The sequence below is a fragment of the Microbacterium sp. zg-Y1090 genome (genome assembly GCF_030246945.1).
In the GTDB taxonomy this organism is placed as follows: Bacteria; Actinomycetota; Actinomycetes; order Actinomycetales; family Microbacteriaceae; genus Microbacterium; species Microbacterium wangruii.
In genome coordinates this window covers 2071291-2083919 of record NZ_CP126742.1, presented here as the reverse complement: position 1 = coordinate 2083919, position 12629 = coordinate 2071291, and the positions used below count along the sequence as shown (strand labels likewise).

Below are 12629 nucleotides of genomic sequence, written 5' to 3'. Positions count from 1 at the left end.
ACCCGAACGCGGCCCACCCCTCGAACTCCTGTCAAGGTCCGCGTCCCGGTCCCACCCGCCCGATACCCTGGCGCGATGAACCTGCCGCGCGTCATCGCCTGGGCCCTCTCCATCAAGCCGGTGCGCGCGCTGCTGCTCTACCTCGAGCACCGTGGTCCGGTCCTCGCCGACAGCGTCACGTACCGCACCCTGTTCAGCGTCTTCGCCGGCGTGCTGCTCGGCTTCTCGGTGGCCGGCCTCTGGCTGGCGGGCAACCCCGCCGCCTTCGACGCGCTGATCGACGCCGTGGACAGCGTCATCCCCGGCATCGTCGGGGACGGAGGCATCATCGAGGACCCGCGGTCCGTCGCCGTGCCGGTGAGCTTCACCGTCACCGGCATCCTCTCCTTCGTCGGACTGATCGGTGCGGCCATCGGTGCGGTGGGCACGCTGCGCGCGGCGATCCGCATGATCGCCGACCGGGTCACCGAGGACCTCATGATCGTGTGGGTGCTGCTGCGCAACCTCGCCCTGGCGATCGGCATCGGGCTCGGCCTGGTCGCCGCCGCGGCCATCACGTTCCTCGGCACCACCGGGCTCGCGATCGTCGCCGACTGGTTCGGCGTCTCCTCGTCGTCGGCGCTGCTGGAGATCGGCGGTCGCGCGCTCACGATCGTCGTCGTCTTCGTCCTCGACACCGCCATCGTCGCCGCGTCCTTCCGTGTGCTTTCGGGTCTGCGTGCCTCCGCCAGGGCGCTGTGGAGCGGCGCCGTGGTGGGTGGAATCGGACTGACGGTGCTGCAGGTGCTGTCGGGACTGTTCGTCGGCGGGGCATCCGCCAACCCCCTGCTGGCGACGTTCGCCTCCCTCATCGCGCTGCTGCTGTGGTTCAACCTGTCGGCCCAGGTGATCCTCATCGCCAGCGCCTACATCGTCACCGGGGTGGAGGAGGAGGCCGACCGGGTGCGCGCTCGCTACGGGGCGCAGACGTTCGCGCAGCGGCGGGTGCGCCGCGCCGAGAACGCCGTCGTCGTCGCGTCCGGCGAACTCGACGCCGCCCGCGACGCCGAGGCGGAAGAGCGCCGCGCGGCGCAGGAGAAAGCCGAGAAGGCCAGCGAGAAGGTGGACGCATGACCCGCGTACGCGCGTACACCGCCGCACAGGTGCGGGCTGCCGAAGCGCCGCTGCTCGCCGCCGGCGAACCGCTGATGGACCGAGCAGCCGCCGCCCTGGCCGCGGTGCTGCGGGCGGAGCTTCCCCCGGCGGGGCGGGTGCTCGTCGTCGCCGGCCGCGGGGACAACGGCGGCGATGCGCTGCTGGCCGGCGCGACGCTGGCGAGCGCGGGGGTGCACGTCGACGTGCTGCTGACGGCGGATGCCGCGCATCCGCGGGGCCTGGCCGCCGCGCGGGATGCCGGCGCGCGCGTGGTGAGCCTCGACGAAGCGGTGGCCGGGCCGGACTACGCCCTCATCGTGGACGGGATCGTGGGCATCGGCTCGTCCGCCGACCCCACCCTGCGTGGCGGAGCGCGAGAGGCGGTGGCGCGGCTGCTGCCTGCGGTGCGCGCCGGCCGCTCCCGCGTGGTCGCGGTCGACATCCCCAGCGGCGTTCAGCCCGACGACGGCACCGTCGGCGACGACGTCGTGCTGCCCGCAGCGGTGACCGTCACGTTCGGCGCCGTCAAGGCCGGACTCGTCTGCGCGGAGGGCGCGCGACGGGCGGGACGCATCGTGCTGGTCGACCTGGGGCTGCGCCTCCCCGAGGACGAAGCGGTCGCGACCGGCGACGTGGACCTCTTCGACGGCGCTCGCTGACACGGCCACCCGTGCCCTTCGGGTGGCGCAGAGGGCACCGTGGTGCGCGCACGCCTCCGGGATGGGTAGCGTCGTACCTGTGACAGAACAGTCCGAGACCCAGATTCCCGCCCACCCGCTCGGGGCGACGCACCCCCTGGCACTGGAGCCCGTGACGCCGCCGGAACCCACGGTCGACGGCTTCGTGCAGGAGTTCCTGCAGAACCTGAACCTCGAACGAGGGGTCACGCTGTCGGCATCCACCGTCAACGACCGCTACGTCGCCCTGGCCACCACCGTGCGGGACTACCTCGTCGCCCGCTGGCTGGAGGACCGCCGCGCGCAGCGCGAGACGCGGGCCAAGACGGTCTGCTACCTCTCGGCCGAGTACCTGCTCGGGCGCCAGCTCGACAACAATCTGCTCGCCGCCGACCTGACCGGCATCGCCACCGAGGCGATGGCGGCCTGCGGCGTCGACATCGACGAGCTCCGCGCCGTGGAGGTCGAGCCGGGCCTCGGCAACGGGGGACTGGGGCGCCTCGCCGCCTGCTTCATCGACTCGCTCGCCACGATGGGCGTGCCCAACGTCGGCTACGGCATCCGGTACGAGTACGGCATCTTCCGTCAGACGTTCGTCGATGGACAGCAGGTCGAGCAGCCCGACGCGTGGCTCGCTCTCGGCTCGCCGTGGGAGTTCCCGCACCCCGAGGCAGCTCAGACCGTCTCGTTCGGCGGTCACACCGAGACCTACGACGACGGCGGGCAGACGCGCACGCGCTGGATCCCCGACTGGAGCGTGCGGGCGGTGCCGTACAACTACATGGTCCCCGGCTACCGCAACGGGCGCGTGAACACCCTGCGGCTGTGGTCCGCTCAGGCGACGGATGCCTTCGACCTGCGCATCTTCAACGCCGGAGACTACGAAGAGGCCGTGCGCGCGCAGACCTACGCCGAGAACATCTCCAAGGTGCTCTACCCCGAGGACTCCACGCCCCAGGGCAAGCAGCTGCGCCTGCAGCAGCAGTACTTCTTCGTCGCGGCATCCATCGCCGATGTGATGCACGACATGGGTGACGCCGACCTGCGCACGCTGCCCGACCGCGTCGCCTTCCAGCTCAACGACACCCACCCCGTCATCGCCGTGCCCGAACTCATGCGGGTGCTCGTGGACGAGCGGGGCATGCACTGGGATGCCGCGTGGGAGATCGCCCGCCAGTGCTTCGGGTACACCTGCCACACGCTCATGCCCGAGGCGCTCGAGACCTGGCCGGTGGACCTGTTGGGCCGGCTGCTGCCGCGCCACCTGGAGATCATCTTCCGCATCAACGCCGACTTCCTCGCGGAGGTGCGGGAGGCCTACCCGAACGACGAGATGCGCGTGCGCGACATGTCGATCATCGCGGAGTTCCCCGAGCGGTCGGTGCGCATGGCGTACCTCGCGACCGTCGCCGCGTCGAAGGTCAACGGTGTGGCCGAGCTGCACTCGCAGCTGCTGCGCGAGACCGTGCTGCACGACTTCGACGAGTTCTTCCCCGGCAAGTTCACCAACGTCACCAACGGGGTGACGCCCCGCCGCTTCCTGCGGCTGGCCAACCCCGAGCTGTCGGCGCTGATCACCGCCGCGATCGGCGACGGCTGGGAGACCGACCTGGAGCGGCTGCGCGAGCTCGAGCCCTACGCCGACGACCCCGCCTTCCGAGACGCCTTCGCCGACGTCAAGGCGCGCAATAAGCGCCGTCTCGACGAGGTGCTGCGCGCCCGCGACGGGCTCGAGGTGCGCGAGGGCCACCTGCTCGATGTGATGGTCAAGCGCCTGCACGAATACAAGCGCCAGACCCTCAAGCTGCTGCACGTGGTGACCCTCTACGAGGGCATCGTGTCGGGACGGCTCGCTGCGTCCGACGTGCAGCCTCGCACGGTGATCTTCGGCGCGAAGGCGGCGCCGGGATACGGCATGGCCAAGCGCATCATCCACCTCATCAACGCAGTCGGTTCGGTCGTCAACACCGACCCCCGCGTCGAGGGGCGCCTGCAGGTGCTGTTCCCCCCGAACTACAACGTCACCCTCGCCGAGCGGGTGATCCCCGCCGCCGACCTGTCCGAGCAGATCTCGCTCGCGGGCAAGGAGGCGTCGGGTACCGGGAACATGAAGTTCGCCCTCAACGGCGCGCTCACCATCGGCACCGATGACGGCGCGAACATCGAGATCCGCGAACTCGTCGGCGACGAGAACTTCTTCCTGTTCGGCATGCGCGAGCCCGAGGTCGAGGCGCTGGCTGTCGCCGGCTACCGGCCGAGCGAGTTCTACCAGGCCGACGACGACCTGCGTCGTGCCATCGACCTCATCGCCTCGGGGGCGTTCTCCGGCGGAGACGCTTCGGTGTTCGAGCCGATCGTGTCGAACCTGCTCTACGACGACCGGTTCATGGTGCTGGCGGACTACCGCTCCTACCTCGACGCGCAGGCGCGGGTGGATGCCGCCTACGCCGACCGCGACGCGTGGACCCGTTCGGCGATCCTCAACGTCGCACGCACCGGGTACTTCTCGTCCGACCGCTCCATGCGGGAGTATCTCGACCGCATCTGGCACGCCTCGCCGGTGGCCTGAGCCGCCGGCGGCGCGGCTCAGCGGGCGTAGCGCTCGACGAACGTGCGCAGGATGCTGCCGGTGTGGGTGACCGGCAGCCTCCTGACCGCGTCGAGGGTCAGGTCGAGCTCGTCGGGAGCGAAGTACCCGTGCCGGGCGTAGGCGCGGATGCGCGTGGAGATGCCCTCCACGTCGCATTCGGGGTGGAACTGGGTCGCATACACATTCCGTCCGACGCGGAACATCTGCACGGGGCACGCCGTCGACGTCGCCAGCAGCGTCGCCGACGGGGGGAGCCGGGTGATGGCCTCCTTGTGGCCGACGAACGCCGCGAACGCGTCGGGCAGGCCGGCCAGCAGCGGGTCGGCGGCACCCTCGGGCGTGCGCTGCACCTCGATCACGCTGATCGGCTCGCCGTAGGTGCGGTCGATCACCGCGCCCTGATGGGCGCCGAGCGTGCCGACCCCGTAGCAGGCGCCGAGGAACGGGAAGTCGCGCGCCACCACCTCGTCGAGCAGCCCTGCGACCTCCGTCTCGGCGCGGCGCTGCACGGCGGACTTCTTCTCCGGCGGATCGGAGGCGTTGAACGGTCCGCCGCCGACGAAGATGCCGGAGTAGGCATCGAGGTCCACGTGGCCCAAGGACTCCGCTTCGAGGCGTCGGCGCTCGAGATCGCGCTCGTCCAGCCCGGTGTAGCGCAGGAACAGCGCGTACTCCTCGTCGGCGGGCACGTCTTCGGCGCGGGTCGCCAACAGCAGGAAGGGCTTCATCGGCACGAGTCTATTCCGCCGTGCACCGCCGCCCGAACGGTGCCGACGCCGCTGCCGGAGCGGTCGATGCTCGATCGGGCGCGCGGCGCGCCCTAGGGTGGCTGGTGTCGGTCGCACACCCCGCGGCCGCGACGACGACGTCGCAGGGAGAACCCCATGTCCACCATCGCCTTCATCGGTCTCGGCCACATGGGTGCGCCCATGGCCGCCCACCTCGTCTCCGCCGGTCACACGGTGCGCGGCGCCGACCCATCACCCGCCGCGCGGGACGCGGCTGCCGCACGCGGCATCGACGTCGTCGACGGCCTCGCCGCTGCGCTGGCAGGGGCGGATGCCTGCTTCACCTCGCTTCCCGGCCCCGACCAGGTGCGCGCCGTGTACGGGGGAGAGGGCGGCATCTTCGCGCACGCGGCATCCACCACGCTGCTGCTGGACACCTCGACGGTCGACGTCGGCACATCGCAGTGGTGCCACGACGAGGCGACCGCACGCGGACTCGCGTTCGTGGACAGCCCGATCTCGGGCGGGACGGCGGGAGCGGAAGGCGGCACGCTGTCGTTCCTGCTCGGCGGCCGCCCCGACCACGTCGAGCGCGCGCGCGGGATCGTCGACCCGATGGCGCGCACGGTGATCGCGTGCGGCGAGGCCACCAGCGGCATCGCCGCCAAGCTCGCGAACAACATGATGCTGTTCATCAGCGTGCTGGCGATGTCGGAGGGGTCGCAGCTCGCCCAGCGGCTCGGCCTGGATCCGCACGTGTTCTGGCAGGTGGTGGATGCCTCGTCCGGCCAGTCCTGGGCGCAGCGCACCTGGTACCCCGTGCCGGGCGTCGTGCCGACCGCAGCCGCGAACCACGACTTCGATGCGACGTTCTCCGTCGACCTGGCGCGCAAGGATGCCGCGCTGGCGGTGGCAGCGGGGGAGGCCACCGGTGTGCACCTGCCTGCGGCGCAGCTCGCGCTGGCGCAGCTCGAGCAGCTCGCCGCGGAAGGGCTGGGCGGCAAGGACTGCACGCTCATGGCGCGCTTCGCCTCGCCCGACGGCACGCTGCAGGGCTGGGAGGGCGCTCGCGCCTAGCATTTCCGACCTCGCCGGGCAACGACGCGGAGCACCCGGGCACCCGGGTCTAGGGTCGGATCAGGAGGTCACATCATGGCTATTGCACGTATGCACGGAGGTCCGCTCGACGGACAGATGCTTCCCCTCGACGACCCCGACATGGACCGGCTGATCCTGCCCTACAGCGAGACGCAGGTCGTCTACGAACGGGAGGGCGCACCGGAGAACACCGGCGACGACGACGGCCCGACCGAGGCGGTCTTCCGTTATGTCGAGTCGCAGGACGACATCGACCCCGACCCCGACGACCACCCTGACCTGCCGTAACCGCATGGAGGACAGCGCCGACCGCGCCGCAGCCGCCGAGCCGCAGCGCTCGCTGGAAGTGGAGCGCAAATACGACGTCGACGACGCGACGGCCGTGCCCGATTGGACGGCACTGCCCGGAGTCGCGGGCGTCGGTGAGGCCGAGCACCGACGACTCGACGCCCGCTACCTCGACACCGCGGAGGGACATCTCGCCCGGTCGGGCGTCGCGGTGCGGCGTCGCTCCGGCGGTCCCGACGCCGGCTGGCACATCAAGATCTCCACGCCCGAGGGCAAGCACGAGTGGGCGTGGCCCCTCGGCGCCGAGCCTGCGGCCGACGTGAGCGATCTGCCGGTTCCCGAACCGGTGGTCGCCGCGCTGGCACAGTGGGCGTCGCCGCCCTTCGCCGCGCTCGCGCGGATTCGCAACGAGCGTCACGCCTACGCGTTGCGTGACGCCGAGGGTGCGCTGGTGGCGGAGTTCGTCGACGATCACGTCACCGCCCGCGATGAACGCCGCGGCACCGAGGCGTCGTGGCGCGAGTGGGAGCTGGAGCTCGGCCCCGCCGCGCCCGCCGATGCGGAGGGGCGGGCGGCGCTGTTCGCCGCCGCCGACGCCCTGGTGTCCGCCGCGGGCGGGCGTCCCGCGGCATCCGACTCAAAGCTGGGCCGCGCCCTCACCGGTCCTTGAGCGCCGCCCCCTGGTCGTTGAGCGAGCGCAGCGAGACGAAACGCGCGCTTCTTCCGGCGTTTCGTCTCGGTCGCTCCGCTCCCTCGCTCAACGACCCGCGCCGTCCTGCCGGTCGTTGAGCGAGCGGAGCGAGACGAAACGCGCGCTTCTCCCGGCGTTTCGTCTCGGTCGCTCCGCTCCCTCGCTCAACGACCCGCGCCGTTCTCCCGGTCGTTGAGCGAGCGGAGCGAGACGAAACGCGCTCCCTCGCTCAACGACCCGCGCCGTCTTGCCGGTCGTTGAGCGAGCGGAGCGAGACGAAACGCGCTCCCTCGCTCAACGACCCCACGGCGCAAACGCCTGACGCCGCCCCCGGCTTCGGGCGGGGCGGCGTCAGGTGGTGCGGTGACGGCTGGCGTCAGATGTTGATCATGTGGCCCGCGAGACCGTGGAAGGCCTCCTGCAGCGCCTCCGACAGCGTCGGGTGCGTGTGCACGTTGCGGGCGGCCTCGAGCGCGGTGAGGTCCCACTTCTGGGCGAGGGTCAGCTCGGGCAGCAGCTCCGACACGTCGGGGCCGATGAGGTGCCCGCCCAGCAGCTCCAGGTGCTCGGCGTCGGCGATGAGCTTGACGAAGCCGATGGGCTCGCCCAGGCCGTTGGCCTTGCCGTTGGCGCTGAAGGGGAACTTCGCGACCTTCACGTCGTAGCCGGCATCCCGTGCCTGCTGCTCGGTGAGACCGAACGACGCCACCTGCGGCGAGCAGAACGTCGCCCGCGGCATCATGCGGTAGTCGCCCAGCGTCTGGGTCTCGGCCTTCGCGATGGTCTCGGCGGCCACGACGCCCTGCGCCTCGGCCACGTGGGCCAGCTGCAGCTTCGCGGTCACGTCGCCGATGGCGTAGATGCCCTCGACGTTCGTGCGCATGTAGTCGTCGATCTCGATGGCGCCGCGGTCGGTGAGCTTGACCCCGGTGTTCTCCAGGCCGTAGCCCTCGACGTTGGCAGCGAAGCCGATCGACATCATGACCTTGTCGGCCTCGATCGATCCCTTCGCGCCGTCGGCGTTCGCGCTGTACGCGACGGTGACCTTCGAGCCGTCGTCGGTGACCGACTCCACCTTGGTGGAGGTGAGGATGTCGATGCCGTACTTCTTGTACTGCTTCTGGATCTCCTTCGAGACCTCGACGTCCTCGTTGGGGAGAGCCCGGTCGAGGAACTCGATGATGGTGACCTTCACGCCGTAGTTGCTCAGCACGAAGGCGAACTCCATGCCGATCGCGCCCGCGCCGACGATGACGATCGACTCCGGCAGGTCGCGGGTGAGGATCTGCTCCTCGTAGGTCACGACGTTCTTGCTCAGCTGCACGCCCGGCAGCAGGCGCACCTTCGAGCCGGTGGAGATGATCGCGTTGTCGAAGGTGACGCGCTCGGTGGAGCCGTCGGCCTTGGCCACGTCGATCGTGTGCGCGTCGGCGAACGTGCCGCGGCCCTCGTACTCGGTGACCTTGTTCTTCTTCATGAGGTAGTGGATGCCCTTGACGTGGGTATCCGCGACCTTGCGGCTGCGATCCCACGCGGTGCCGAAGTCGAAGCTCACGTCACCGGAGATGCCGAAGAGTTCGGCCTTGTGCAGGAAGGTGTGGGCGAGATCGGCGTTGCGCAGGAGAGCCTTGGAGGGGATGCAGCCCACGTTCAGGCACACACCGCCCCAGTACTTCTCTTCGATGATCGCGACGGACAGGCCGAGCTGTGCGCTGCGGACCGCTGCGACATACCCGCCGGGGCCCGCGCCGAGGATGACGACGTCGTAGTGAGGCATGCCTACCAGCCTAGTCCTCGTCGGCGGGGCGGACCCCGGGGGTGGTGGCATCGGGCTGGTGCTGACGGGTCCGCCGCGCGCGCGAGCCGAGCAGGTAGGCCACGGCCGCGATGACGGCGACGAGCAGGATGCCGCCGATCACCCAGGGCAGCACCGGCGCGGCGCCGTCATCCCCGGCGGGCACGGCGGTCGCCGTCGCGTCGTCGGTGGGTGCGGTGCTCGCTTCGGCCGTCGGGTCGGTCGTGGGGGATGCCGGTGCGGTGGTCTCCGGTGTGGCGACGGGGGAGGAGTCGTCCCCGGTCACCTCGAACGCGAACTCGCCGTCGATCGGGTGCCCGTCGCTGGAGACCACCTTCCACACGACGGTGACCGCACCGGTGGCCTCGCCCTGCAGCGCCTGGAGGACCTCGGTGCCGTCGACGACGGGGTCGCCGGCGGTGAGGTCCCCACCGGCGGCATCCGTCACGGTGACGAGGGTGGCGCCCGGCTCGTCGAGCGGGAAGTCGGAGAAGGTCAGCGTGACCTCGTCGGGAAGGGCTGCCACGGTGCTGCCGCCGGCAGGGTCGCTGGTCACCAGCTCGTCGTGTGCGGCCGCCGGTGCGGCCACCGCGAGCAGGCCCATGGCTGCAAGTGCCGCGGCAGAGGTGACGGCGGCCAGTCGGTTTCGGAACGGGGTGCGGGTGCGCGAAGACATCACCCCGCCGACCCTACCCGGGCCTGTCGCGGCGGGGACCGGGCTCCTAGCATGACGCCAGGCCGGCCTCCCGCCCGCCGACACCGACGAGAAGAGGTACGTGATGGACGTCAGGATGATGGATGCCATGTCCGAGGACATGATGACCGTGCCCGGTATGGACACGATGGACATGGGGCTGCTGCAGGCGTGCCTCGACGCGTGTGCCGCGTGCGAGCAGGCGTGCGCTGTCTGTTCGACGCAGATGATGGACTGCGCGCCCGCGTGCGCGAACTGCGCCGACATGTGCAACACGATGATGCGCGCCCTGCTGCGGATGCAGGGGCTCACCCCGGCATCCATGATGGCGATGCTCGACGCCTGCATCGCGATGTGTCAGACGTGCGAGGACATGTGCCTGCCGCACGCCGAGATGAGCGAGGTCTGCCGCATGTGCGCCCAGGCGTGCCGCGCCTGCATCAACGCCTGCCAGGCGCTGAAGGAGTCGATGGCCGTCTGAGCCCGCCCGCAGTCCGTCAGCTGCGCCCGACCGAGGCGCGGGCGTCGGATGCCGCGGGCAGCGGAGCGACGTTGAAGCGCCGAGGGCCGACGGCCAGCACGTGGTAGCGGCGGTGGACCGCGACCGGGGTGCCCGGCTCGACACGGCGCAGGCCGGAGGCGGCGCTCCACACACGCAGCTGCGCGCCGTCAGCCACGGCGCGCAGTTGCACCGTGCCCTCCTCGGCATCCACCCGTGTCACGATCGCGTCGGTCCACTCCAACGGCGTCGCCGAGGCAAGACGCGCCTGGATGAGATGCAGCGCGTGGCCGGGGGCGACGGTCGAGCACGCGTGGCCGAAGGCGCACATGCACGCCGGCTGCTCACGCACCGGGGCGGGCGGGCGGTGGCTGTCTGGCGTCGACACGGCATGGTCCTCTCGAACGGGTGCGGCCACGCTACGTCGGGGTGCGCGGCATCGCATCCGGCCGCGACACACGCCGAAACACGCCCATCGGCTCGCATTCGGGGGCTTTCCGCGCTGACGCGGCCCGCCGGCATCCACTAGGCTGGCCCAAAGGAGGAAGCGTGGAACACAACAGCCGTTCAGAGCACGGAAGCATTCACCGCGACGCGGCGGACGCTCACACGCCCGCGGGTGGATCGGACACCACGCAGACCTTCGGCCATGAGTCGGACCTGTCGTTCGTGCCTTTCGGCAGCGAACTGACGGCGGCGGAGCTCGAGGCCATTGCGGCCCTGCCGTCGCGTTCCGCGCTGCTGATGGTGCGTTCGGGACCCACTGCCGGCGCTCGCTACCTGCTCGACAACGACGTGGCGACGATCGGCCGTCACCCCGAAGCGGACATCTTCTTCGACGACGTGACCGTGTCGCGCCGTCACGCGGAGATCACGCGCACGGGCCTTGCGTTCGAGATCGTCGACCAGCGCTCGCTCAACGGCACCTACGTCAACGGGGAGCGTGTCGACCGCGCGCTGCTCACCGACGGCGCCGAGGTGCGCATCGGCAAGTTCCGTCTCAACTTCTTCATCTCCCCGGTCGACCGCGCGGCGAGCGCTTGATGGCGCAGGCCTCACCCCGCGGGCGCTCCACGCCGGCGGGTTATCTCAGCATCGGCCAGGTCCTCGCGAGACTGGCGCCCGAATTCCCGTCGCTGACCAGCAGCAAGCTGCGCTTCCTCGAGGTGCAGGGGATCGTCACCCCCACGCGCACCGAGTCCGGTTACCGCAAGTTCTCGCCCGCCGACCTGGAGCGGCTGCGTTTGGCGCTGTCGCTGCAGCGGGACCACTACATGCCGCTGCAGCGCATCCGCGAGGTGCTCGATCAGCGCGATGCCGGACAGGACATCGGCGCGCTGGTGCCGCAGTCGATCACCGCGACCCCCCGCCGGTACCGCCGCGATGAACTCATCGCTGCAGCGGGCGCGGCGCCCGCCCTGCTGGGCGACGCGATCACGGCCGGCCTGCTCCCGGGAGCGGACACCTACGACGAGCGTGCGCTGACGCTGCTGCGGGCCCTCGCCGGCCTGGCCGATCACGGCATCCAGCCGCGTCACGTGCGGTCGCTGCGCCAGAACGCCGAGCGGGACGTCGCGCTGGTCGAGACCGCGCTGGCGCCACTGCTGCGTCGCTCGGACACCAATGCCCGTGCCCGCGCGGGGGAGTTGGCGCCCGAGCTCGTGCGCCGGCTGGACGAGCTGCGCACGGCATTCGTGCTGACCGCGCTCGAGCGCATCACCCCGTAGCGCGACACGCCGCCGCCGACAGGCGAATGTCATTGCCGGTGCCCCCTTGCTGATCTAGCGTGGAAGCACCGACCCGAACAGTGAGGAGGAGCGCATGACCGCGGACAAAGCCGCCGAGGGGCAGCAGTTCGTCGCCGACCTCCTGTTCACAGACGGGCTCCCGCAGATGGACGACGAAGCAGGCTATCGAGGAGCGCAGGCGGCACGCGCCGCCGGCATCACGTACCGTCAGCTCGACTACTGGGCACGCACCGAACTCGTGGTGCCGACCGTGCGTGGGGCCTCGGGATCGGGTTCGCAGCGCCTCTACGGCTTCCGCGACATCCTCGTGCTGAAGCTCGTCAAGCGCCTGCTCGACACCGGAATCTCGCTCCAGCAGATCCGCACCGCGGTGGATCAGCTGCGCGCCGCCGGCATCCGCGATCTCGCCGGGACCACGCTCATGAGCGATGGTGCTTCGGTGTACCTGTGCACGTCGAACGACGAGGTCATCGATCTCGTCAGCCGCGGGCAGGGCGTGTTCGGCATCGCCGTGGGCAAGGTTCTGCGCGAGGTCGAGTCGACGCTGGTCGACTTCGACGCGCAGTCTCCCGACTCGGTGGACGAGCTCGCCGCACACCGCGCCAAGCGCACCGCCTGACCCACGACCGGGTCGTCCCTCCGGGGAGCGACGATGCGCGACGGCGCGCCACCATCGTTGCCCGGCGT

The 12629-nt window shown here is 70.8% G+C and carries 14 protein-coding genes; 10 read left to right on the top strand and 4 right to left on the bottom strand.

From position 1 onward, the window contains the following. The first annotated feature begins 75 nt into the window (after window positions 1-75). The 3 genes from QNO26_RS09925 to QNO26_RS09915 all read left to right on the top strand — a co-directional run bounded on the left by QNO26_RS09925 (window position 76) and on the right by QNO26_RS09915 (window position 4380). On the top strand, window positions 76-1113 hold the full coding sequence (locus tag QNO26_RS09925) for a YihY/virulence factor BrkB family protein (RefSeq protein ID WP_257533943.1): 1038 nt from the start codon (window positions 76-78) through the stop codon (window positions 1111-1113). Next, complete coding sequence (locus QNO26_RS09920) at window positions 1110-1793, top strand: NAD(P)H-hydrate epimerase (RefSeq protein WP_257638728.1); 684 nt, start codon at window positions 1110-1112, stop codon at window positions 1791-1793. Before QNO26_RS09925 ends, QNO26_RS09920 begins: the two co-directional genes overlap by 4 nt. Before the next feature lie 136 nt (window positions 1794-1929). After that, complete coding sequence (locus QNO26_RS09915) at window positions 1930-4380, top strand: glycogen/starch/alpha-glucan phosphorylase (RefSeq protein WP_306816836.1); 2451 nt, start codon at window positions 1930-1932, stop codon at window positions 4378-4380. Between the two features lie 17 nt (window positions 4381-4397). On the opposite strand, the gene QNO26_RS09910 is transcribed toward QNO26_RS09915, so the two are convergent. Further along, entirely contained in the window at window positions 4398-5129 is a 732-nt protein-coding gene (locus tag QNO26_RS09910; protein WP_257533940.1) for a glutamine amidotransferase, read from the bottom strand. Window positions 5130-5285: 156 nt separating this feature from the next. On the opposite strand from QNO26_RS09910, the gene QNO26_RS09905 reads away from it, so the two are divergent. The 3 genes from QNO26_RS09905 (at window position 5286) to QNO26_RS09895 (ending at window position 7185) form a co-directional block, all read left to right on the top strand. Then, on the top strand, window positions 5286-6206 hold the full coding sequence (locus tag QNO26_RS09905; RefSeq protein ID WP_257533937.1) for an NAD(P)-dependent oxidoreductase: 921 nt from the start codon (window positions 5286-5288) through the stop codon (window positions 6204-6206). Between the two features lie 75 nt (window positions 6207-6281). Next, window positions 6282-6515 (top strand): response regulator, encoded by a 234-nt coding sequence (locus QNO26_RS09900; RefSeq protein WP_257533936.1) that lies wholly within the window; start codon window positions 6282-6284, stop codon window positions 6513-6515. Window positions 6516-6519: 4 nt separating this feature from the next. Further along, window positions 6520-7185, top strand: coding sequence for a CYTH domain-containing protein (locus QNO26_RS09895; RefSeq protein WP_257638727.1), 666 nt, complete (start codon window positions 6520-6522; stop codon window positions 7183-7185). A 397-nt stretch (window positions 7186-7582) separates the two neighbouring features. Here QNO26_RS09895 and lpdA read toward each other — a convergent pair whose 3' ends face one another. After that, complete coding sequence (lpdA, locus tag QNO26_RS09890) at window positions 7583-8983, bottom strand: dihydrolipoyl dehydrogenase (protein ID WP_257530005.1); 1401 nt, start codon at window positions 8981-8983, stop codon at window positions 7583-7585. 10 nt (window positions 8984-8993) lie between these two features. Next, window positions 8994-9677: a copper resistance CopC family protein gene (locus tag QNO26_RS09885; RefSeq protein ID WP_257530007.1), complete on the bottom strand. Its 684-nt coding sequence runs from the start codon at window positions 9675-9677 to the stop codon at window positions 8994-8996. Window positions 9678-9780: 103 nt separating this feature from the next. Between QNO26_RS09885 and QNO26_RS09880 the strand changes: the two genes are divergently transcribed. Next, the gene (locus QNO26_RS09880; RefSeq protein WP_257638514.1) at window positions 9781-10176 is read left to right on the top strand and encodes a four-helix bundle copper-binding protein; all 396 of its coding nucleotides are present in this window, start codon (window positions 9781-9783) and stop codon (window positions 10174-10176) included. A gap of 16 nt (window positions 10177-10192) precedes the next feature. On the opposite strand, the gene QNO26_RS09875 is transcribed toward QNO26_RS09880, so the two are convergent. Beyond that, a complete protein-coding gene (locus tag QNO26_RS09875; RefSeq protein ID WP_257530009.1) occupies window positions 10193-10582 on the bottom strand; it encodes a hypothetical protein in 390 nt (129 codons plus the stop codon). 161 nt (window positions 10583-10743) lie between these two features. On the opposite strand from QNO26_RS09875, the gene QNO26_RS09870 reads away from it, so the two are divergent. The 3 genes from QNO26_RS09870 (at window position 10744) to QNO26_RS09860 (ending at window position 12561) form a co-directional block, all read left to right on the top strand. Beyond that, window positions 10744-11238 carry an FHA domain-containing protein gene (locus QNO26_RS09870; RefSeq protein WP_374679379.1) on the top strand — a complete coding sequence of 165 codons (495 nt, stop codon included), beginning with the start codon at window positions 10744-10746 and terminating at the stop codon, window positions 11236-11238. Next, a complete protein-coding gene (gene ftsR / locus QNO26_RS09865; RefSeq protein WP_257530011.1) occupies window positions 11238-11921 on the top strand; it encodes a transcriptional regulator FtsR in 684 nt (227 codons plus the stop codon). Before QNO26_RS09870 ends, ftsR begins: the two co-directional genes overlap by 1 nt. Before the next feature lie 94 nt (window positions 11922-12015). Beyond that, window positions 12016-12561, top strand: a complete 546-nt coding sequence (locus QNO26_RS09860) for a MerR family transcriptional regulator (RefSeq protein WP_257530013.1) — start codon at window positions 12016-12018, stop codon at window positions 12559-12561. The last annotated feature ends 68 nt before the right edge of the window (window positions 12562-12629 follow it).

What these genes read in the sequence shown, in the direction of transcription:
- QNO26_RS09925 (WP_257533943.1), top strand. Translation starts at nt 76, where the DNA reads ATGAACCTGCCGCGCGTCATCGCCTGGGCCCTCTCCATCAAGCCGGTG.
- QNO26_RS09920 (WP_257638728.1), top strand. Translation starts at nt 1,110, where the DNA reads ATGACCCGCGTACGCGCGTACACCGCCGCACAGGTGCGGGCTGCCGAA.
- QNO26_RS09910 (WP_257533940.1), bottom strand. Translation starts at nt 5,129, where the DNA reads ATGAAGCCCTTCCTGCTGTTGGCGACCCGCGCCGAAGACGTGCCCGCC.
- QNO26_RS09905 (WP_257533937.1), top strand. Translation starts at nt 5,286, where the DNA reads ATGTCCACCATCGCCTTCATCGGTCTCGGCCACATGGGTGCGCCCATG.
- QNO26_RS09900 (WP_257533936.1), top strand. Translation starts at nt 6,282, where the DNA reads ATGGCTATTGCACGTATGCACGGAGGTCCGCTCGACGGACAGATGCTT.
- QNO26_RS09895 (WP_257638727.1), top strand. Translation starts at nt 6,520, where the DNA reads ATGGAGGACAGCGCCGACCGCGCCGCAGCCGCCGAGCCGCAGCGCTCG.
- lpdA (WP_257530005.1), bottom strand. Translation starts at nt 8,983, where the DNA reads ATGCCTCACTACGACGTCGTCATCCTCGGCGCGGGCCCCGGCGGGTAT.
- QNO26_RS09885 (WP_257530007.1), bottom strand. Translation starts at nt 9,677, where the DNA reads ATGTCTTCGCGCACCCGCACCCCGTTCCGAAACCGACTGGCCGCCGTC.
- QNO26_RS09880 (WP_257638514.1), top strand. Translation starts at nt 9,781, where the DNA reads ATGGACGTCAGGATGATGGATGCCATGTCCGAGGACATGATGACCGTG.
- ftsR (WP_257530011.1), top strand. Translation starts at nt 11,238, where the DNA reads ATGGCGCAGGCCTCACCCCGCGGGCGCTCCACGCCGGCGGGTTATCTC.
- QNO26_RS09860 (WP_257530013.1), top strand. Translation starts at nt 12,016, where the DNA reads ATGACCGCGGACAAAGCCGCCGAGGGGCAGCAGTTCGTCGCCGACCTC.